At 63.2% G+C, this 19,510-nt stretch carries 17 protein-coding genes; 8 read left to right on the top strand and 9 right to left on the bottom strand.

All coding sequences use genetic code 11. From position 1 onward, the window contains the following. Positions 1 to 64: 64 nt before the first annotated feature. Positions 65 to 775: a FadR/GntR family transcriptional regulator gene (locus tag FG13_RS10910; protein WP_035820803.1), complete on the bottom strand. Its 711-nt coding sequence runs from the start codon at positions 773 to 775 to the stop codon at positions 65 to 67. A 140-nt stretch (positions 776 to 915) separates the two neighbouring features. Here FG13_RS10910 and FG13_RS10905 point away from each other — a divergent pair, with 140 nt between their 5' ends. The 4 genes from FG13_RS10905 to FG13_RS10890 all read left to right on the top strand — a co-directional run bounded on the left by FG13_RS10905 (position 916) and on the right by FG13_RS10890 (position 5,662). After that, positions 916 to 1,707: a (Fe-S)-binding protein gene (locus FG13_RS10905; protein ID WP_035820800.1), complete on the top strand. Its 792-nt coding sequence runs from the start codon at positions 916 to 918 to the stop codon at positions 1,705 to 1,707. After that, positions 1,704 to 2,420: a LutC/YkgG family protein gene (locus FG13_RS10900; protein ID WP_035820797.1), complete on the top strand. Its 717-nt coding sequence runs from the start codon at positions 1,704 to 1,706 to the stop codon at positions 2,418 to 2,420. Before FG13_RS10905 ends, FG13_RS10900 begins: the two co-directional genes overlap by 4 nt. Next, on the top strand, positions 2,417 to 3,862 hold the full coding sequence (locus FG13_RS10895; protein WP_035820794.1) for a LutB/LldF family L-lactate oxidation iron-sulfur protein: 1,446 nt from the start codon (positions 2,417 to 2,419) through the stop codon (positions 3,860 to 3,862). Before FG13_RS10900 ends, FG13_RS10895 begins: the two co-directional genes overlap by 4 nt. Before the next feature lie 93 nt (positions 3,863 to 3,955). Beyond that, positions 3,956 to 5,662: a lactate permease LctP family transporter gene (locus tag FG13_RS10890; protein ID WP_035820791.1), complete on the top strand. Its 1,707-nt coding sequence runs from the start codon at positions 3,956 to 3,958 to the stop codon at positions 5,660 to 5,662. Positions 5,663 to 5,720: 58 nt separating this feature from the next. Here the strand turns inward: FG13_RS10890 and FG13_RS10885 are convergent, their stop codons facing one another. Together FG13_RS10885 and FG13_RS10880 are read right to left on the bottom strand one after the other, a co-directional pair. After that, positions 5,721 to 6,248, bottom strand: coding sequence for an NADPH-dependent FMN reductase (locus tag FG13_RS10885; RefSeq protein WP_035820789.1), 528 nt, complete (start codon positions 6,246 to 6,248; stop codon positions 5,721 to 5,723). Positions 6,249 to 6,357: 109 nt separating this feature from the next. Beyond that, positions 6,358 to 6,591, bottom strand: a complete 234-nt coding sequence (locus tag FG13_RS10880; protein ID WP_081922528.1) for a DUF3563 family protein — start codon at positions 6,589 to 6,591, stop codon at positions 6,358 to 6,360. A gap of 303 nt (positions 6,592 to 6,894) precedes the next feature. On the opposite strand from FG13_RS10880, the gene fucP reads away from it, so the two are divergent. Next, positions 6,895 to 8,196, top strand: a complete 1,302-nt coding sequence (gene fucP, locus FG13_RS10875) for an L-fucose:H+ symporter permease (RefSeq protein ID WP_035820787.1) — start codon at positions 6,895 to 6,897, stop codon at positions 8,194 to 8,196. 51 nt (positions 8,197 to 8,247) lie between these two features. On the opposite strand, the gene FG13_RS10870 is transcribed toward fucP, so the two are convergent. Further along, entirely contained in the window at positions 8,248 to 9,141 is an 894-nt protein-coding gene (locus FG13_RS10870; protein ID WP_035820784.1) for a LysR substrate-binding domain-containing protein, read from the bottom strand. A 160-nt stretch (positions 9,142 to 9,301) separates the two neighbouring features. On the opposite strand from FG13_RS10870, the gene FG13_RS10865 reads away from it, so the two are divergent. Beyond that, the gene (locus FG13_RS10865) at positions 9,302 to 10,798 is read left to right on the top strand and encodes a succinate CoA transferase (protein ID WP_035820781.1); all 1,497 of its coding nucleotides are present in this window, start codon (positions 9,302 to 9,304) and stop codon (positions 10,796 to 10,798) included. A gap of 86 nt (positions 10,799 to 10,884) precedes the next feature. Here FG13_RS10865 and FG13_RS10860 read toward each other — a convergent pair whose 3' ends face one another. Next, positions 10,885 to 11,547 carry a TetR/AcrR family transcriptional regulator gene (locus FG13_RS10860; protein WP_035820778.1) on the bottom strand — a complete coding sequence of 221 codons (663 nt, stop codon included), beginning with the start codon at positions 11,545 to 11,547 and terminating at the stop codon, positions 10,885 to 10,887. Positions 11,548 to 11,848: 301 nt separating this feature from the next. On the opposite strand from FG13_RS10860, the gene FG13_RS10855 reads away from it, so the two are divergent. Together FG13_RS10855 and FG13_RS10850 are read left to right on the top strand one after the other, a co-directional pair. Beyond that, on the top strand, positions 11,849 to 12,970 hold the full coding sequence (locus FG13_RS10855) for a M14 family metallopeptidase (RefSeq protein WP_035820776.1): 1,122 nt from the start codon (positions 11,849 to 11,851) through the stop codon (positions 12,968 to 12,970). A gap of 12 nt (positions 12,971 to 12,982) precedes the next feature. Further along, positions 12,983 to 13,447 carry a CYTH domain-containing protein gene (locus FG13_RS10850; protein ID WP_035827883.1) on the top strand — a complete coding sequence of 155 codons (465 nt, stop codon included), beginning with the start codon at positions 12,983 to 12,985 and terminating at the stop codon, positions 13,445 to 13,447. 165 nt (positions 13,448 to 13,612) lie between these two features. Here FG13_RS10850 and FG13_RS10845 read toward each other — a convergent pair whose 3' ends face one another. From FG13_RS10845 to FG13_RS10830, 4 genes are all read right to left on the bottom strand, one after another. After that, positions 13,613 to 14,866 carry a DUF2863 family protein gene (locus FG13_RS10845; RefSeq protein WP_035820774.1) on the bottom strand — a complete coding sequence of 418 codons (1,254 nt, stop codon included), beginning with the start codon at positions 14,864 to 14,866 and terminating at the stop codon, positions 13,613 to 13,615. Between the two features lie 213 nt (positions 14,867 to 15,079). Further along, a complete protein-coding gene (acnA, locus tag FG13_RS10840) occupies positions 15,080 to 17,800 on the bottom strand; it encodes an aconitate hydratase AcnA (RefSeq protein ID WP_035820771.1) in 2,721 nt (906 codons plus the stop codon). A gap of 88 nt (positions 17,801 to 17,888) precedes the next feature. After that, on the bottom strand, positions 17,889 to 18,443 hold the full coding sequence (locus tag FG13_RS10835) for a hypothetical protein (protein ID WP_035820768.1): 555 nt from the start codon (positions 18,441 to 18,443) through the stop codon (positions 17,889 to 17,891). Positions 18,444 to 18,456: 13 nt separating this feature from the next. After that, on the bottom strand, positions 18,457 to 19,455 hold the full coding sequence (locus FG13_RS10830; protein ID WP_035820766.1) for an HpcH/HpaI aldolase/citrate lyase family protein: 999 nt from the start codon (positions 19,453 to 19,455) through the stop codon (positions 18,457 to 18,459). Between the last annotated feature and the right edge of the window lie 55 nt (positions 19,456 to 19,510).

Raw genomic sequence — 19,510 nt, 5'->3', positions numbered from 1 at the left:
CCTGCGACAAGCCGCGACGCATTGCCCACCATCCTGCGTATTGGATTGGTCCTACCAGTGACCCTTATTCGTCGCTGGTGACGCGCGTGCGCACGAAATCGATGTGGCCTTGCATGGCCGTGCGCGCCTCTTCGGGCTGGCTGGCGCAGATCGCTACGCACAGGGTGCGGTGCTGCGACAGCAGTTGCAGCGAGGTGGCCTCGTCCTGCTGGCGCAAGCCCGTGCCATTGATGGTGATGTGTTCGCGCAGCATGCCGATGATGCTGGTGTGCAAGTGCAAAAACATGGTGTTGTGCGACGCCTGCGCGATGACTTCATGCAGGCGGGCATCGGCCTGCGCCTCGCCGCTCTTGTCATCGCTGGCGCGCGCCTGTTCCAGCTCGGCCAGCAAGGCCATGATCTGCGCGCGCTCGTCGCCGCTGGCCCGCTGCGCCGCAAAGTATGCCGTTGCCCCTTCCAGCACGCGGCGAAATTCCAGGATGTCGTCGCGCAGGGCGGGGTGGTCGGCCACCAGCTGGCTCCATGGCGACGCCATGCCGGTGCGCAATTGATCCGTCACAAATACGCCGGCGCCGCGCCGGCTGCGCACCAGGCCCCGTGCCGCCAGCCGCTGCACGGCTTCGCGCACGGTGTTGCGCGAAACCGCATATTGCTGCGCCAGCAGGCGTTCGGCCGGCAGCTGCGCGCCCGCCGGCAAGCTGCCGTCCAGCAGTGCCGTTTCCAGCCGGCGCATCACCATCTCGACCCTGCCCCGCGTCTGCATGCCTGTCGCCATCGCTGTCTTCCGGTGTTGTTTTAAAGTGGTCCGAGCAATTTGAAGTGGCTCGCGGAAGCTGGAATTATGCGTGAACCGGTCATTCTTAACAACACACAGCGGCGCCGCAGCAACACACAGAGCGCCGGGGAGACACATTCATGCAGCCAGACCCGCGCCAGCCACGCCGCTATCCACCCGCACCGCTCCAGGTGTACCTGTTCGCCACTTGTCTGGTCGACCTGTTCGTGCCGCAGGCGGGGCTCGACGCGGTGCGTCTGCTGGAGCGCGAAGGCTTGCTGGTGCATTATCCGCGCGGCCAGAGCTGCTGCGGCCAGCCCGCCTACAGCAGCGGCAATCCGGAACAGGCGCGTGCCGTGGCCCGCGCCCAGCTCGACCTGTTTGCGCAGCCGTGGCCCGTGATCGTGCCGTCCGGTTCCTGCGCCGGCATGATGCGCCACCACTGGCCGCAGCTGTTCCACGACGACCCCGTCGCCGGCCCCAAGGCGGTTGAGCTGGCCGAACGCGTGTATGAGCTGAGCGAATTTCTCGTCTGCGTGCTGCAGCTCGACCTGGCCGGCATGGCTGCCGCCGGGCAGGCTGATGAAAACGTGGTGCTGCACACCTCGTGCGGGGCGCGCCGCGAGATGGGCACGCGCACCCACGGCGTGGCGCTGGTCGACGCCTTGCCTGGCGTGACGCGCATCGAACACCAGCGCGAATCGGAATGCTGCGGCTTTGGCGGCACGTTTTCACTGAAACATCCGGATATTTCCGGCGCCATGGTCAGCGACAAGATCGCCTCGGCCTGCGCCACGGGCTGCGACCGCCTCGTTTCGGCCGACTGCGGCTGCCTGCTCAATATTGGCCACGCCGCGCAGCACCAGGGCGCGCCGCTGCCCGTCGAACACATGGCCAGCTTCCTGTGGCGCCGTACGGGAGGCGCGGCATGAGCGCGATCCTGACCGCCCGCGAACGCATGCTGGGGCGCTTGCGCGCCGCGGCCCCCACCGCGCCCGAGACGGTGGACGTCATCGATACGGCCATCGACCAGCACTATCTGGCGCGCCGCGCAGCATGTCCGCTGTCGCCGCGCCAGCGCATCGATGCCATGCAGGCAGCCTTGCGCGCCTCGCATGCGGAGGTCGATTGCGTCGGCGTGGACGCCTGGCCGGCCTTGCTGGCGCTGCGCCTCGGTGAACACGGCGTGCGCCGTTTGCTGCTCGATGCCGGCAGCGCCGAAGGGCAGGCCTTGCGCGCCGCCTTGCCCGCTGGCGTGGAAACGCTGTCCTTTGACCGTCCGCTGGCGCAGTGGAAGGGCGAGTTGTTCGACAGCGTCGATGCCGGTTTCACCGTCGCGCGTTCCGGCATCGCCGCCACGGGCACCCTCGTCATCGCGCCTGACGCAGCCACGCCGCGCACGGTGTCGCTGGCGCCGCCGCTGCATATCTGCCTCGTGTATGCGAGCACTGTGCATGCGGACTTGCACGCTGCGGCGCGCGCCGAGCGCTGGTGCGACGGCATGCCGGCCAACCTGGTGCTGGTGTCGGGGCCCTCGAAAACGTCGGATATCCAGCAAACCCTGGCCTATGGCGCGCACGGCCCGCGCTGGCTGTGGGTGCTGATCATCGATGATTTATCTGCCCATGCAGGAGGCCAGCCATGAACGCCAAGCCCCTGCAGTTCGTCAAGCCGGCGGACTTCCATGCGCGCGCCCGCGCCGCGCTGGATGACCCGAAACTGCGCCAGAGCTTTCGCGGCGCCATGGATTTTTTACAGGACAAGCGTAGCGCCCAGTTCCCCGATGGCGACGAGCTGGAACGCCTGCGCGACATCGGCGCAGCCGTGCGCCAGCACGCGCTGGCGCACCTGCCCGATTTGCTGGTGCAGCTGGAAGACAAGCTGACGGCAGCCGGCGTGCAGGTGCACTGGGCCGAGGATGGCGAGCAGGCCAACGCCATCATCCACGCCATCGCCGAGAGGAATCAGGCGACACGCTTCATCAAGGGCAAGTCGATGGCCAGCGAGGAAATCGAGCTCAATCACTACCTGGAAGCGCGCGGCATGACGTGTTTGGAATCGGACATGGGCGAGTACATCGTGCAACTGGCCGGCGAAAAACCGTCGCACATCGTCATGCCGGCCATTCACAAGACCAAGGCCGACATCGCCGGCCTGTTCGCCGAGCACATTCCCGACGCGCCCTACACGGAAGACGTCGACAGCCTGATCCAGACGGGGCGGCGCGCCCTGCGCCAGGCCTTTGTCGAGGCGGACATCGGCCTGTCGGGCGTAAACTTCGCGGCGGCCGACACGGGCACCCTGTGGCTGGTGGAAAACGAGGGCAATGGCCGGCTGACGACCTCCGTGCCGGAGGTGCACATCGCCATCATGGGCATGGAAAAAGTCGTGGCCAAGCTCGAACATATCGTGCCGCTGTCCAGCCTCTTGACGCGCTCGGCCACGGGCCAGGCCATCACCACGTATTTCAACCTGATTTCCGGCCCGCGCCGCGCCGGTGAGCTGGATGGCCCGCGCGAAGTGCACCTGGTCTTGCTCGACAACGGCCGCAGCCAGGCCTACGCCGACGAGCAGCTGCGCGCCACCCTGCAGTGCATCCGCTGCGGCGCCTGCATGAACCACTGCCCCGTCTATACGCGCATCGGCGGCCACGCCTACGGCACCACGTATCCGGGGCCGATCGGCAAGATCATCTCGCCCCATTTGCTGGGACTGGCTGCGACGGCGGACCTGGCCACCGCGTCGAGCCTGTGCGGTGCCTGCGGCGAAGTGTGCCCCGTGCGCATTCCGATTCCGCAGCTACTGGTGCGCCTGCGCACGGAAGCGAACCGCAATCCGAACGAGGAAGTGGCGCATCCGCTGCGCGGCCAGGGCGCCAAATTCAGCCGCGGCGAAAGCCTGATCTGGCGCTTCTGGAGCGGCGCCTTCGCGCGTCCCGCCAGCTACCGTCTGTTCCGCTGGGCCGCCACGCGGCTGCGCCTGCTGACGCCGCGCGCGCAACTGGGCTGGACGCAGCACCGCAAGCCATTGACGCCGGCGCCGCGCAGCCTGGCCGACCTGCTGAACGCGCGGGGCCAGGAAGAATAGCGCCGCTCCGCCATACCGCAAAAAACACGCTACACACAATTACATCAAAAGCCGTTTTTTCAATCAACCCGCATCCACCGGAGGAGACCCGACATGCAAACCTGGACCCAACTTTATACACCGCTCGGCAGCTTGTGGCTGTCGTCGCTGGCGGCAGCCATTCCCATCATTTTCTTCTTCATCGCGCTGGCGGCGCTGCGCATCAAGGGACACGTGGCGGCGGCCGTCACCTTGGCGCTGGCGCTGGCCGTGGCCATCTTCGCCTACGGCATGCCCGTGCCGCAGGCGCTGGCGGCGGCCGGCTACGGTTTTGCGTACGGCTTGTGGCCGATCGCCTGGATCATCGTCACGGCCGTCTTCCTGTATAAAATCGTCGTGAAAACAGGGCAGATCGAGATCATCCGCGCCTCCGTGCTGTCGGTCACGGACGACCAGCGCCTGCAGGTGCTCTTGATCGGTTTTGCCTTCGGCGCCTTCCTGGAAGGGGCGGCCGGTTTTGGCGCGCCCGTGGCGATCACGTCGGCCCTGCTGGTGGGCCTGGGTTTCAACCCGCTGTATGCGGCAGGCCTGTGCCTGATCGCCAACACGGCGCCCGTGGCCTTTGGCGCCATGGGCATCCCCATCATCGTGGCGGGCCAGGTGACGGGCATCGACCCCTTCCTGATCGGCGCCATGGCGGGCCGCCAGTTGCCGCTGCTGTCGCTGGCCGTGCCCTTCTGGCTGGTCTTCATGATGGATGGTGTGCGCGGCGTGCGCGAAGTGTGGCCGGCCGCTCTGGTGACGGGCGCCAGCTTCGCCGTCACCCAGTATTTCACCTCGAACCATATCGGCCCTGAACTGCCGGACATCACCTCGGCCCTCGTCAGCCTGGTGTCGCTGACCCTGTTCCTGAAAGTGTGGCAGCCGAAGAATGCCAAGGTGGTCAACGCCGTCGGCGGCGGCGCCGCTGCGCTGTCCGGTTTTGGCGGCGGCGTGGGCAATGCGGACTTGCGCGGCAGCGGCAGCCGCGCCGCCTCGCCCTACACCCTGGCGCAAACGGCGCGCGCCTGGGCGCCTTTCGGCTTGCTGACGGCCATCGTCACCGTCTGGAGCCTGCCCGGCTTCAAGTCCCTGTTCGCCGCCGGCGGCGCGTTGGCCAGCCTGGTCGTCAAGATCCACGTGCCTTACCTCGATAAACTGGTGATCAAGACCATGCCCATCGTGGCGGAGCCGAAGGCGTATGACGCCGTCTTCAAGCTCGATTTGCTGTCGGCCGTGGGTACGGCGATCTTGCTGACGGCCGTGCTGTCGATGTGGATGCTGGGCATGAAGCCGCGCGATGGCCTCAAGGCCTTCGTCGAAACGGTGGTGGAATTGCGCCGTCCCGTGCTGTCGATCGGCCTGGTGCTGGCATTTGCCTTCGTCGCCAATTACTCGGGCATGTCGTCCACCCTGGCCCTGCTGCTGGCCGGCAGCGGCGCCGCCTTCCCGTTCTTCTCGCCGTTCCTGGGCTGGCTGGGTGTGTTCCTGACGGGCTCCGACACGTCGTCGAACGCCTTGTTCTGCTCCCTGCAAAACACCACGGCGCACCAGATCGGCGTGTCCGACACCTTGCTGGTGGCGGCCAATACGACGGGCGGCGTGACGGGCAAGATGATTTCGCCCCAGTCGATCGCCGTCGCCTGCGCCGCCACTGGCCTGGTGGGCAAGGAATCGGACCTGTTCCGCTTTACCCTGAAGCACAGCCTGCTGTTTGCCGTGATCATTGGCATCATCACCATGCTGCAGGCGTACGTGTTCACGGGCATGATCCCGCATTGAGTGGTCCGTAGAAGTACGTAGTAAAACTAGATGAATTGATAGTAAAACGTGCAGAGGGTCATGAAAATGACCTGATGCACTGCAGCATATCGAGGATGGCCCGGCGCAATGCCGGGTCCGCAGCGATGCCGTCGGCATCGAGGCCCGAGCCCAGCAGGGGCAGGCTGATGCAGGCCTCGTCGATCAGGCGCGCCGACATGGTGCGCACCGTTTCGCGCAGCGCCGCCTGTGCATGCGTGGCGCGCGGCGAGGCGTTCAGCAGCGCCAGCGGCTTGTCGATGAACGATTCATTTCCCACCATCCAGTCCAGCGCGTTTTTCATGGGGCCGCTCACGCCGTGCGCATACTCGGGACTGGCCAGCATCAGCACGTCGGCCGCGATGATCGCGTCGCGCAGGCCCGTCACGGCCGGCAGGCTGTCGGCGTCGAGGTCGGGATTGAACAGCGGTAATTGCCCGAGTCCCGGATAAATGCGGATGTCGAATGGCGCTGGCGCAAGCGTGGCGATGGCGCGCAGCAGGGCGGTGTTCAGCGAGGCGGCGCGCAGGCTGCCGGCGATGGCGAGGATGGTGATGGGCGTGTGCATCCCGCCTGTATAGCCCATCCTGTGCTCAAGCGCAAGGCGAGCAGGATGGCGCTATCGATGTTGCTACAGCCGTTGAGCGACTGGGAACTGCGGCAATACTGCGTCAATCTTAACGGCTCAGACCGCTCATCCAGCTAGGCTGTGGATTGGCACGGGCCAGTTCGCGCATGCGGTATTCCAGGTCGTAACGGTCGGTCGATTCGGCCAGATACGCTTCTTCGTAAGCGCGTTCGCGGCGGTCGCTGCTTTGGTTCAGCCAGGCGCCGACGCGTTTGGCGGCGTGGACCAGGGTGCCGACGATATTGCTGTTTTGCGTGGTGTGGTAAGTAAATGCGGTAGACATGGCAGACTCCTTATGTGGCGTGCCGCGTTGTGCTGCACTGCAATATAAGTATAGCGGTTTCAAGTTATAAGGCTACTTTTGATTTCGAATGTCAGCTATTCAATTATCGAATAATTGATGTGAAACCTGCGCAATCCGGGGCCTTTCGGGCATAATGCGGCCGCAGCAAGGTAGTTTTACTACGCGCTCGGCCTTGCGAAGATGTTGCTTTCAAACACGAGCGCTGCCGCTGCCTGGCGGTGTCCATGCAAGCGATGGGCCAGGGCAGGGCACGACAATCTTGGATAGAACAATGGAGAAAGTATGGAACACGTAAAGCAGGGGCTGGACGCATCGCGCGCACAGGCCGGCACGCAAAACAATACAGGCGCCCTGATCATTGTCACGGTGCTGTTTTTCATGTGGGGGCTGCTGACCTCGCTCAATGATGTGCTGATCCCCCATCTGCGTTCGATCTACACCCTGACGTATGTCCAGGCGATGCTGGTGCAGTTCTGCTTCTTTGGCGCCTACGCCATCGTCTCGCTGCCGGCAGGCATGCTGATCAAGAAAATCGGCTATCAGCGCGGCGTCGTCGCCGGCCTGCTGATCGCGGCCGCCGGCTGCGCCATGTTTTACCCGGCGTCCACCGGCAGCTATGCGCTGTTCCTCTTGTCCTTCTTCATCCTGGCGGCCGGCATCACCGTGCTGCAGGTGGCGGCCAACCCGTACGTGACGGAACTGGGCGACCCGCAGACGGCGTCGAGCCGCTTGACCCTGACGCAAGCGTTCAACGCGCTGGGCACCACCGTGGCGCCTGCGCTGGGCGGCATGCTGATTTTGTCGGGCACCGTGCTGACGGTGCAGCAGTTCGACCTGCTGCCGGCCGCCGAGCAACTGGCTTACCGCGCCAAGGAAGCGGCCTCCGTGCAAGGCCCGTACCTGGTGCTGGCCGCCACCCTGGTGATCCTCGCCGTGCTGTTCGCGCTGGCAAAATTGCCGAAGATTTCGCATGCCGATGATGCTGCCGCCCTGGCGCAGGATGGCCATAAAGTCTCGATCTGGTCGCACCGCCACCTGGTGCTGGGCGCGCTGGCCATCTTCCTGTACGTGGGCGGTGAAGTCAGCATCGGCAGCTTCCTGATCAACTTCCTGGGCGAGAGCCATATCGCGGGCCTCAGCCACGCCGACGCCGCCTATTTCGTCAGCTATTACTGGGGTGGCGCCATGCTGGGCCGCTTCGTCGGCTTTGCCGTGATGCGCTACGTCAGCCCGGGCAAGACCCTGGCCTTCAACGCCGCCGTCGTCATCGCGCTGATCCTCGTCGCCGTGTTCTCCAGCGGTCACACGGCCATGTGGGCATTGATCGCCGTCGGCCTGTTCAACTCCATCATGTTCCCGACCATCTTCAGCATGGCCTTGAACAAGCTGGGCGCGCAAACGGGACAAGGTTCGGGCATCCTGTGCATGGCCATCGTCGGCGGCGCCATCGTGCCGTTCATTCAGGGCTTCCTGGCCGACCACATCAACCTGCAGCTGTCCTTCCTCGTGCCGGCCGTGTGCTACACCTTCATTCTGTACTTCGGCTGGAAATACGCCAGCATGTACAACGACGACGCCAAGTAAGCCAGGTGGCGTGATCAAGCAAAAGGGTGGCCTCGGCCACCCTTTTTTGCGTCAGTGCGCGAACGGCGTACCCAGCACGTCCTGGCATACCTCGAGCCAGGCGCGCGCCGCATGCGACAGATAACGCCCGCTCCAGACGTGCGCCACCTGCCATGCCACTTCCGGCTCGACGATGCGCACGGCCTCCAATGGCTCGCCGGCCAGGCGGTGGATGAAGGGTTCGGGCAGCAGGGCCACGCCCAGGCCCGCCGAGGCCATGGCCACCAGCCAGTCCCATTGCCCGCTCTGCGCCGCGATGGTCGGCGTGAAGCCCGCTTGCGCGAAATGCTGGCGCAGGCTGCGCGTGAGCGCGAAATCATCTTTTAACAGCACCAGCGGCAAGTCGGCCAGCGCCTTGAAGGGCAGTGTCGTGCGGTTTTTCTGGAAGGTGCCCGGTTCGGCCAGGGCCCAGATCGGGTAGTTGGCCACTTCCACGGCCACGAGGTCGAGTTCCGGGTCGGCAGGCAGCACCGTCATGCCGATTTCCAGCTCGCCGGCCGCCACCTTGCGCTCGATCTGCTGGCCCGTGTCTTCCTGCAAGGTCAGGCTGATATGCGGATGGCGCGCGCGGAACGCCTTTAATACAGGTGTGAACAGCACATTGATCATGGGCGGGATGCCGACCGTCAGGCTGCCGCGCTGCAAGGACTGCGTGTCGCGCACTTCCAGGGTCAGCTGGCGCATATTGGCCAGCATTTCCTGGCCATGCTGGTAGACGATGCGGCCCGTGTCCGTCAGGGTCAGCTTGCGCCCGTCGCGTACCAGCAGCTGGGCTCCAACCTCGTCTTCCAGCTGACGGACCATCTTGCTGATGGTCGACTGGGTCAGGTGCAGCGATTCGGCCGCCTGCGTAAAGCTCGACAGGCGCACGGTTTCGACGAAATAGCGCAGGGAACGGATATCCAAGAGGAGGCTCGGCGTTGGCAAAGCATGAAAATATCGACTGGATATGACGAAATTAATTCATGCCATGCATGTAGGCGGGATTTTATACTGAATCCACTTATGGGGTTGGTGTATGACAGCCATCCAGTTTGAGAATATTAAGAATATCAGGAGCATCACGATGTACGAGGACCGTATTCGCCACCCTGGCTTGCTCAGCAAAATCATGAGCGCCGATGAGGCCGCCAAATTGTTCCACAACGGCATGCGTGTCGGCATGAGCGGCTTTACCCGTGCCGGCGACGCCAAGGCCCTGCCGCGCGCGCTGGCCGAGCGCGCCCTGCAAGACCCGCTGAGCCTGACACTGATCACGGGCGCCTCGCTGGGCAATGGCAGCGATGGCCTGATGGCCGAGGCGGGCGTGCTGGCGCGCCGCATGCCGTTCCAGGTCGACCCTGTGCTGCGCGGCAAGATCAACAACGGCGAAGTCATGTTCATCGACCAGCATCTGTCGGAAACGGCGGAGCAACTGCGTTCGGGTAACCTGGCCGCCGTCGACATCGCCGTCATCGAAGCGACGGCCATCACGGCCGCCGGCGCCATCATCCCGACCATGTCTGTGGGCAACTCCGCCGCGTTTGCCCAGCAGGCCGCGCAGGTCATCATCGAGATCAACCTGTCCACGCCGCTGGCGCTGGAAGGCTTGCACGACATCTATATTCCGCAAACCTTGCCGGGGCGCGAACCGATTCCCCTCACGCGCGTCGACCAGCGCCTGGGCAGCACGGCGATTGCCATCGACCCGGCCCGCATCGCCGCCATCGTCATCACGGACAGTCCCGACAGCCCGTCGAACGCCTTGCCGCCCGACGAAGAGACGCAAGCCATTGCCGGCCACGTGATCGCCTTCCTGGAGGGCGAAGTGGCGGCTGGACGCATGGGGCCGGAATTGCTGCCCCTGCAGGCGGGCATCGGCACCATCGCCAACGCCGTGCTGCATGGCCTGATCGGTTCGCCTTTCCGCAATATGACCATGTATTCGGAAGTGCTGCAGGACAGCGCCATCGAGCTGCTCGACTCGGGCCAGCTGGCGTTTGCCTCGGCCTCGTCGATTACCCTGTCGGCCGCCGTGCATCAAAAGCTGATGGACAATATCGACCATTACCGCTCGAAGATCGTGCTGCGCCCGCAAGAGATCAGCAACCATCCGGAAATCGTGCGCCGCCTGGGCATCATCGCCCTGAACACGGCGCTGGAATTTGATATCTACGGCAACGTCAATTCCACGCATGTGTGCGGCACACACATGATGAACGGCATCGGCGGCTCGGGTGACTTTGCGCGTAATGGGCAAGTGTCGATGTTCGTGTCGAAATCGGCGGCCAAGGGCGGGCGCATTTCCAGCGTCGTGCCGATGGTCTCGCATGTGGACCATACGGAGCATGACGTCGACGTGCTGGTGACGGAATGGGGTTTTGCCGACTTGCGTGGCCTGGCGCCGCGCGAACGGGCGCCGCTGATCATCGAGCGCTGCACCCATCCCGCTTACCGTGCGCAGCTGCGTGCCTATTACGACGCGGCATGCCAGCGCGGCGGCCACACGCCGCACATCTTGCAAGAGGCGCTGGCCTGGCATGTGCGCTACGAGGAAACGCAGAGCATGCTGGCAGCGCAGTAAATCCTCGTCAGCGTAAAGACAGGGCAGGGCGGTCCGGCGCCGCGCCTGCCTTTTTTTGCCTGGCGCATGTTGCGCCAGATTAAGGATCAGACCGTCGGCGCAAAGCGCAGGCGGATGCCTGTCGTGACGACGGCCAGCAAGTCGTCGATATGTGCGTTCATTTCCGGGTGCGGCGTCCATGGATCGCCCGCATCCATGACGATGCGCAGTGACACGAGGCCGTGCAGCGATTGCCAGAAGATCTGCGTCATCGTATGCAGCGCCGGCGGATCCTGGCGTACCTGGCCCGCTTGCGCCAGTTCGGTAAACAGGTGCAGCGCATAGGCGTACGGGTCTTGCTCGATATTGCCGTGTTCCACTTCGACGGCGTCGACTTCCGCGTGCGGACGCAGCTCCATGAAGATCAGCGAATACTCATCGGGATGCTGGAAGCCGTATTCGATGTAGGCGCGGCCGATCAGGCTGATGCGTTCCCATGGGTCCATGCTGGTGGCGCAGGCCGTGCGCATGGCGCGCACCAGTTCCAGCAAGTCCTTGTCCATGGCCTGGGCGATCAGGGTGGCCTTGTCGCGGAACAGGGCGTACACGACGGTGGTGGAAAAGCCGGCTGCCTCGGCCACCTTGCGGATCGAGACGGCGCGCGCGCCGCCCTTCTTGATGAGATCTTTGACGACGTCGATGATGTGCTCGCGCCGCGCCTGCGCCTCGCGTAACTTTCTTTCCTGGATGTTAGTTAACTTCTTGTCCACGACTCTTTCCTGGCGACTCTATGAAAGCAAGAATTATAGGGGGGCGGCCCGGCGCTAATGTGTCAGCGGCTGTTACAAAGCAGTTTTTTGTCCGGTAGATGCAACAGCTTACCGATTTTTCGTGCTTTTGCCCGGCACTTTTCCATCGATGCCCCGGATTGGTGCATAAATCACCAGACCAGGCTTTGCGAACGGTGCCAAAGGGCGGAAAATAGCGGGATAGCTTACACTGCGTTTTTTAGCGCGACGGCGGAGCCCACGAGGCAACGCCGTAACACTTACATTCGGACGGGATCATTACATGACCATTAAAATCAGCCAGAACTTCGACTCGGGCGCCATCGACGTGGTGAGCGCCAACAGTGCCGGCGCCATCGACCTGAACTTGCGCAAGGATAGCCACGCCGACATCCACCAGTGGTTCCACTTCCGCCTGCAGGGCGCGCGGGGCCAGGCATGCACGATGCGCTTCCTGAACGCGGGCCAGGCCACCTATCCTGCCGGCTATGAAGACTACCAGGCCGTGGCCAGCTACGACAGCGAAAACTGGTTCCGCGTACCGACGGCGTTCGATGGCCAGGTCATGACGATCTCGCACACGCCTGAACTCGACAGCGTGTACTACGCCTACTTCGAGCCGTATTCGTGGGAACGCCATTTGCGCCTGCTGGGTGAAGTGGCCGAGCATCCGCTGGCGCGCGTGTCCGACCTGGGCAGCACGGTCGACGGCCGCGACATGAACATGGTTACCATCGGCAACCCGCAGGCGGAAAAGAAAATCTGGGTCATCGCACGCCAGCATCCGGGCGAATCGATGGCCGAATGGTTCGTCGAAGGCCTGATCGACTCGCTGCTCGACGACGCCAACCCGATCGCACGCAAGCTCTTGCAGTGCGCCGTGTTCCACATCGTGCCGAACATGAATCCGGACGGCTCCATCCGCGGCAACCTGCGCACGAATGCGGCAGGCGCCAACCTGAACCGCGAATGGATGACGCCTTCGCTGGAGTCCAGCCCGGAAGTGCTGTGCGTGAAAAACAAGATCCACGAAACGGGCGTCGACATGTTCTTCGACATCCACGGCGATGAAGCGCTGCCGTACAACTTTGTGGCCGGCAACGAAATGCTGGAAAACTTCACGCCGGCGCAAGCGGCGCAACAGAAGGCCTTCATCGAGCGCTACAAGCAGGCCAGCCCCGACTTCCAGGACAAGTTCGGCTATGCGGCCAGCAAGTACAAGTCGGACATGCTGACCCTGGCGTCGAAATACATCGGCCACCACTTCGGCTGCCTGGCGCTGACCCTGGAAATGCCGTTCAAGGAAAACGCCGACTTGCCGGATCCAGCCGTCGGCTGGAACGGCGCGCGCAGCGCGGCCCTGGGCGCGGCCATGCTGCAGCCTATCCTGCTGTCGCTGGATTGAACGGCGTTGTTCATGGGTATCGAGATCGAGCGTAAATTTTTGCTGGCCGGCGACGCCTGGCGCGGCCTGGGCCAGCCGGTCCTGCTGCGCCAGGGTTATCTGTCGTCCGCGCGCGAGCGCGTGGTGCGCGTGCGCATCGAGGGCGGGCAAGCGATGCTGACCATCAAGGGCGCGAACGTGGGTGCAACACGCGGCGAGTGGGAGTATCCGATTCCGCTGGCCGACGCGGCCGAACTGCTCGACGGCCTGTGCGAACAGCCGCTGATCGAAAAGTATCGCCACCGCATCGAACACGCGGGCATGGTGTGGGAAGTCGACGAGTTCCTGGGCGCCAATGCGGGCCTGGTGGTGGCCGAGATCGAACTGGCCTCGGAAGACCAGGCCTTCGAGAAACCGGAGTGGATCGGCGCGGAAGTGTCGGGCGATGTCCGCTATTACAACGCGAATCTGATTCGCCATCCGTTTTCACAGTGGTGATGGTGTTGTAAATGACGTTGCAATGAAAAAGGCGGAACCGAGGTTCCGCCTTTTTTATGCGCCAACGCTGTTGTCGGATTACGCCGTGCCGGCTAATCCGACCTACGGCTTATGACAGCAGCGTAGGTCGGGTTAGCGCGCAGCGCGTAATCCGACAAGCCTGCATTAATGGAAGTGTTCCGTACCTTGTGGCGTATCTTCGGGCATCTCCGCATGCGCCAGCTCGCCGACAGGATCGGCAAACAGGGGCGCGCCGCAATCGTCGCAGTATTCGCCGACAAAACGTTCCGCGTGGCGCTTGATCTGCGTCACGCCGGCCGCGTTCAGGTGCTCGATGATTTCATCGACGGGCGTCTTTTGCTTGTCCAGCGCGGCGATGCCGACCTGGATCAGGCCTTCGATCGGCGTGCCATCCTCGTCTTCCTGGCCGTACAAAGGCCAGACGATGCCGTAGATGACGTCCGGCGCCTGGCGCAGGGTGAAGGCGATGCGGTACTCGTCCACCTGGCCATCGGCTGCTTCCTCGCCGAAGCCGGCGATGACGGCGCGCAGTTCCGTCGGCTCGATGGCCAAGGTATGCGTCAGATAGTGCACGGCGGCGCGCACGGAGACGGGGCGTATCAGCTTGTCCGCTTCGCGGCAGGCCACGTAATACGCTTCCGGCAGCAGCAATTCCAGGCCGCAGCCGGGCAGCAGGCGGGCGAACGTCGGCGTCGCCTGCGTGCGCCATTGTTCCAGGGCGGCGCTGCGCTCGGCGATGAAGTCGAGCTGGCTCGAAGGCGTCTGCCAGCGGAACAGCGGCGCGCCCGCAGGGGCCACCACGGCCACCAGCAGGTAGCGCGTGTCGGCCAGGAAGGGCGCCGTTTCCGCTTCTTTGCCTGACGGCTTGACGGCCGTACCTTTCAGCGCGGCCAGGGCCAGCTTCTGCGTCTTGGCATAGGTCTCGACGTGGCTGCGCGGCAGCTGGTCGATCGAGTAGAGCGTTGGCGCCATGGCCATCTTCGTGCCATCGGCCAGCAGGTGGGCGGCGAAATGCGCCGACAGCACACCGTGTGCGTCGCCGGCCATGGGGCCGGAGGCGATGGAAAAGCGCGTCCACGCGAGGATGGGCACGGCGACGAGCAGGGCGTCGTAGCGCACGTCTTCATGCGTGACGACGGTCGATTCGCTGACGGCTTCAACGCAGTCCATCAGCACGTCATAGGCGTTCAAGTCATCCTTGAACAGGCTGCCCAGGGTGTTGTCGATGGTGTCCTGGTGGCCGGTTTTGAGTAATTTCTGGAGCTGCGTATCCAGGCTGTGTTCCCAGGACCGCTCTTCGAGACGGCTGGCTGCCTGTACGATCGCCTGGGCAAAGGTGACCAGGCGCTGGCTGTCGGCAGTCAGTTTATGGGATGAATCTTTGGAAGGACGACGCATAGCGGGATAAGAGTCTCGGAAAGTGAAAAAAATGGATCAGTCAAACAATGATAAACCCTTATAACCGTATTGTAGAGGATTCAGCCGCACGCAATACGTAAGCTGTCCTTAGATCATGCCAATAGTCGAAATTTCAAGTCGGAACGGGATGCAGGGACGAAAAAAAGCGCCGGTCGGAACCGGCGCTTTGATCTTGCCTCACAGCTGGGCTGATTACTCGGCCAGCAGTTGACGCAGCACGAATGGCAGGATACCGCCATGCTTGTAGTAATCGACTTCGATCGGCGTATCGATGCGCAGCAGGACTTTGACTTCCTGGCTGCTGCCGTCGGCGCGGTGGATCACCAGGGTAGCCAGTTGCTGTGGCTTGATTTCGCCTTCGAGGCCTTTCAGGTCGAAGGTTTCCTTGCCGGTGATGCCCAGGGTTTGCACGCTGTCGTCGCCGATGAATTGCAGCGGCAACACGCCCATGCCCACCAGATTCGAGCGGTGAATACGCTCGAACGAACGGGTGATCACGGCTTTCACGCCCAGCAGTTGCGTACCTTTTGCTGCCCAGTCGCGCGACGAGCCCGTACCGTACTCTTCGCCGCCGAAGACCATGGTTGGCGTGCCTTCAGCAACATATTTCATTGCTGCGTCGTAGATCGACATTTCTTCGCCGGAAGGCTGGTGGATCGTGATGCCGCCTTCGACCGCCGAACCGTCTGCCTTGGCAGGGATCATGCGGTTTTTGATACGCACGTTGGCGAACGTGCCGCGCATCATGATTTCATGGTTGCCGCGACGCGAGCCGTAGGAGTTGAAGTCCGCTTTCAGGACGCCGTTTTCCTTCAGCCATTTGCCTGCAGGACCGTTTTCCTGGATCGAGCCGGCTGGCGAGATGTGGTCGGTGGTGATGGAATCGCCGAACACGCCCAGTGCGCGCGCGCCTTCGATGCCGGTGGCCACTGCCGCTGGCGTCATCGAGAAGTTGTCGAAGAACGGTGGTTCCGCGATGTAGGTCGATTTTGGCCAGTTGTAGACTTGACCGGACACGGTCGTGACTTTTTCCCACAGCTTGCCTGGCGCGCCCTTGACGTCGGCGTAGTTGTCCTTGAACACCTTGGCGTTCATGGCGAACTTCATCATGGCCGACACTTCAGCCGAGGTTGGCCAGATGTCGCCCAGGTAGATGTCCTTGCCGCCCTTGCCCTTGCCGACTGGTTCCGTCATCAGGTCGCGCGTCATGTTGCCGGCGATGGCGTAAGCGACGACCAGCGGTGGCGAAGCGAGGAAGTTCGAGCGGATGTTCGGGTGAATACGCGCTTCGAAGTTACGGTTACCCGACAGCACGGCCGACGCGACGATGTCGTGCGTGGCAATGGCTGCGTTCAGCTCGGGCGTCAGGTCGCCCGCATTGCCGATACAGGTGGTGCAACCGTAGGCGGTCACGCCGAAGCCCAGTTTTTCCAGGTAAGGCAGCAGGCCGGCAGCGGTCAGGTACTCGGTCACGACGCGCGAGCCAGGGGCCAGCGAGGTCTTGATGTGCGGCGCGACTTTCAGGCCGGCTTCCACGGCTTTCTTGGCCAGCAGGCCGGCAGCCAGCATCACGCTCGGGTTCGAGGTGTTGGTGCACGAGGTGATCGCGGCGATCAGCACGTCGCCGTTCGACACTTTCACGTTGTTGGTGGTCTCGTACACGGCGTTCAGATCGGCCGGGTTCTTGTTGAAGCCGTTTTCCGACGTTGGCTTGGCGAACAGTTCGGCGAAGTTCGCTTTCACATTGCCGATTTCGATACGGTCTTGCGGGCGTTTCGGGCCGGCCAGCGACGGAGCGACCGATGCCAGGTCCAGTTCCACCACGCGGGTGTAGTCGATGTCGCCGGCTTTTGGCACGCCGAACAGGTTTTGCGCCTTGAAGTAGCCTTCGAACGCGGCGATTTCAGCCTTGCTGCGGCCGGTGCCCTTGAAGTAATCGATGGTCGCTTCGTCGACCGGGAAGAAGCCCATGGTCGCGCCGTATTCCGGTGCCATGTTGGCGATCGTCGCGCGGTCGGTCAGGGTCAGGGACTCGGTGCCTTCGCCGAAGAATTCGACGAACTTGCCGACGACTTTTTCTTTGCGCAGCAGTTCGGTGATGGTCAGTACCAGATCGGTGGCGGTGCAGCCTTCGCGCAATGCGCCCGACAGGTTGACGCCGATGACGTCTGGCGTCAGGAAGTAGACCGGTTGGCCCAGCATGCCGGCTTCCGCCTCGATGCCGCCCACGCCCCAGCCGACCACGCCGATGCCGTTGATCATGGTGGTGTGCGAGTCGGTGCCGACCAGGGTGTCAGGGTAGTACACGTCGCCGGCTTTCTTGCCTGCGTGGTGCACGCCGCGCGCCAGGTATTCCAGGTTGACCTGGTGGACGATGCCGAAGCCTGGTGGCACGACGCCGAAGGTGTCGAATGCCTGCATGCCCCATTTCATGAACTGGTAACGCTCGTTGTTACGCGAGAATTCCAGTTTCATGTTCAGGTCCAGCGCTTTCTTTTCGCGGTAGTGATCGATGGTCACCGAGTGGTCGACCACCAGGTCGACCGGTACCAGCGGTTCGATCTTCTTGGCGTTGATGCCCATCTTGGCGGCCACGTTGCGCATCGCTGCCAGGTCGGCCAGCAATGGTACGCCGGTGAAGTCCTGCAGCACGACGCGCGCCACTACGAACGGGATCTCGTCGGTGCGCTCGGCGGTCGGGCCCCAGCTCGCCAATTGCTTGACGTGTTCTTCGGTGACTTTTTTGCCGTCGCAGTTGCGCAATACCGATTCGAGCACGATACGAATCGACACTGGCAGGCGGGAGACATTGATGCCCAGGCTTTTTTCCAGCGCAGGCAGGGAGTACAGCTTGCCCTTCTTGCTATCCGAAATATTAAAGTCCTTGAGCGTGTTCAGAGTGTTGCGGGACATGACCTCTCCTTGTTGGGTATCGTCTATTTATTGATTATTCAAATTACAAAACATGACTGAGCCCCCGAAGAGGCCCTTGCTGCTCACATCAGCCGCCGGTCGCCGGCAGCACGCCCAGCGATGGCGCGGCTTCCACCACTGCCGCCGGCTTGGCTTGCTCCGCATCCTTGCATTCATTGGCCAGCTGGCGGCCCTGCTTGGAATCGAGCAGCATGCCTTTGGCCGGGATGCCGATCCACACGAGACCGTACAGACGGTTCTCGAAGCGGTTGGCGCCGGTGGTGGTGCCAACGCGGCTCAGGCGGTGCAGGCGCTTCTTCCAGCGCAGGGCGATGTGTTTGTCGTCGGTCGCATTGGTGTAGATGGTAATTTTATTACCAAGTTCACAATTGAAATCGGTGGAGGCCGAGCCTGCGGTGTCCGGTTCGTCGGATTCTTCCTTGTCGGCGACTGACATGGCGAGCGGATGGGCTTCCTTGGCGGCTGCCTTGGCCTTGGTGGTCTTGGCTTTTGGCTTGGCCTTGGCAGCCTTCACGGCCTTGGGATTTGCCTCTGCCGTGGCGGCGAAGCTGGCTGGCGCCAGCGTGAGGGTCATGGCGCCCAGCGCGACGCTGCAGGCAATGGCTAATTTGGAGAGGGACATCGTGTAATTCCTGTCAGTTTTCAGTGGTGCTGGAAGAGGGGGTGTTGAGTAATGCAGCGGCCGCCTCGGGCAGGCCGAGGCCCGCCAGTTTGGCGCGTTGCAAAACGGTCCAATAATATCGGTAGCTGGCGCGGTCGTGCAAGCGGCCATTTTGCGCAATCGGTCCCCAGTTGGCGCGCAGCGCTTCATTGAGGATGTTGCTGGCCTCGTTGACTTCGGACAGGCGCGGCGTGAAGGCCTTGATGATGGGCTTGATCTGGTCCGGGTGGATGCTCCACATGCGCGTGTAGCCGAACTCGGCCGTCGCGCGCTGGGCGTCATTCGCCACCACGGCCGAATCGCGCACGTCCGTCGTCACGTTATGCGACGGCACCTTGCCGTGCGCATGGCAGGCGGCCGCCACTTCCAGCTTGGCGCGCACCACCAGCGGGTGCGTGAACTGGCCCGGCGTGCGCATGGCGGCGGCGGGAATGGCGCCGTAGTGGGCTGAAACGAAATCCATGATGCCGAAGGACAGGCATTCGACCTGGGGCAGGGCGGCGATTGCATAGGCGTCGCGCAGCGCGCCATGCGTCTCGATCAGGATGTGCACGGGCAGGTTGTCGCGGCCGGCGCGGCGCGCGTGCAGGTTGATCAGGTCGATGGCCAGCATGGCATCCTGCACGCCGCCCACCTTGGGCACGGCGATGTAGGCCAGGCGGGATGCGGCGGTGCAGATGATTTCCACGTCGCGCGCGAAAAACGGGCTGTCGACGTCGTGCACGCGCACGCCGATGCGGTTGAACTGGTTCTCGTCGCTGGCCAGCAGGCCGGCGATCATCAGGGCGTGGGCTTCTTCATTGCCGGCGCTGGCGCCGTCTTCGCAGTCGAACGTGATGTCGAACAGGGGGCCAAGCTCTTGTTGCAAAGCAATCGATTTACGCATCAGCTTTTCGGAGCCGGCGTAGTGGTCGCAAGCGGCGAGCAACAGCGGCTGGCGTTTGCCTTGGAATAAAACCTCGGAAGGGTGCATGCTTAAGGCATTTCTGCAGGTAAAAACTACTTGATAAACAGTCGGGCCGCGCAGG

This window comes from Janthinobacterium sp. RA13 (assembly GCF_000745325.1).
Classification (GTDB): domain Bacteria; phylum Pseudomonadota; class Gammaproteobacteria; order Burkholderiales; family Burkholderiaceae_D; genus Janthinobacterium; species Janthinobacterium rivuli.
The sequence above is the reverse complement of the archived record's forward strand: the minus strand, read 5'-3'. Positions and strand labels throughout refer to the sequence as shown.

Excerpts from the sequence above, each read along its gene's own strand:
- FG13_RS10855 (WP_035820776.1), top strand. The coding sequence starts at position 11,849 with ATGACCATTAAAATCAGCCAGAACTTCGACTCGGGCGCCATCGACGTG.
- FG13_RS10830 (WP_035820766.1), bottom strand. The coding sequence starts at position 19,455 with ATGCACCCTTCCGAGGTTTTATTCCAAGGCAAACGCCAGCCGCTGTTG.
- FG13_RS10885 (WP_035820789.1), bottom strand. The coding sequence starts at position 6,248 with ATGCACACGCCCATCACCATCCTCGCCATCGCCGGCAGCCTGCGCGCC.
- FG13_RS10900 (WP_035820797.1), top strand. The coding sequence starts at position 1,704 with ATGAGCGCGATCCTGACCGCCCGCGAACGCATGCTGGGGCGCTTGCGC.
- FG13_RS10850 (WP_035827883.1), top strand. The coding sequence starts at position 12,983 with ATGGGTATCGAGATCGAGCGTAAATTTTTGCTGGCCGGCGACGCCTGG.
- FG13_RS10845 (WP_035820774.1), bottom strand. The coding sequence starts at position 14,866 with ATGCGTCGTCCTTCCAAAGATTCATCCCATAAACTGACTGCCGACAGC.
- FG13_RS10880 (WP_081922528.1), bottom strand. The coding sequence starts at position 6,591 with ATGTCTACCGCATTTACTTACCACACCACGCAAAACAGCAATATCGTC.
- FG13_RS10905 (WP_035820800.1), top strand. The coding sequence starts at position 916 with ATGCAGCCAGACCCGCGCCAGCCACGCCGCTATCCACCCGCACCGCTC.
- FG13_RS10895 (WP_035820794.1), top strand. The coding sequence starts at position 2,417 with ATGAACGCCAAGCCCCTGCAGTTCGTCAAGCCGGCGGACTTCCATGCG.
- FG13_RS10835 (WP_035820768.1), bottom strand. The coding sequence starts at position 18,443 with ATGTCCCTCTCCAAATTAGCCATTGCCTGCAGCGTCGCGCTGGGCGCC.
- FG13_RS10865 (WP_035820781.1), top strand. The coding sequence starts at position 9,302 with ATGTACGAGGACCGTATTCGCCACCCTGGCTTGCTCAGCAAAATCATG.
- FG13_RS10890 (WP_035820791.1), top strand. The coding sequence starts at position 3,956 with ATGCAAACCTGGACCCAACTTTATACACCGCTCGGCAGCTTGTGGCTG.
- acnA (WP_035820771.1), bottom strand. The coding sequence starts at position 17,800 with ATGTCCCGCAACACTCTGAACACGCTCAAGGACTTTAATATTTCGGAT.
- fucP (WP_035820787.1), top strand. The coding sequence starts at position 6,895 with ATGGAACACGTAAAGCAGGGGCTGGACGCATCGCGCGCACAGGCCGGC.
- FG13_RS10910 (WP_035820803.1), bottom strand. The coding sequence starts at position 775 with ATGGCGACAGGCATGCAGACGCGGGGCAGGGTCGAGATGGTGATGCGC.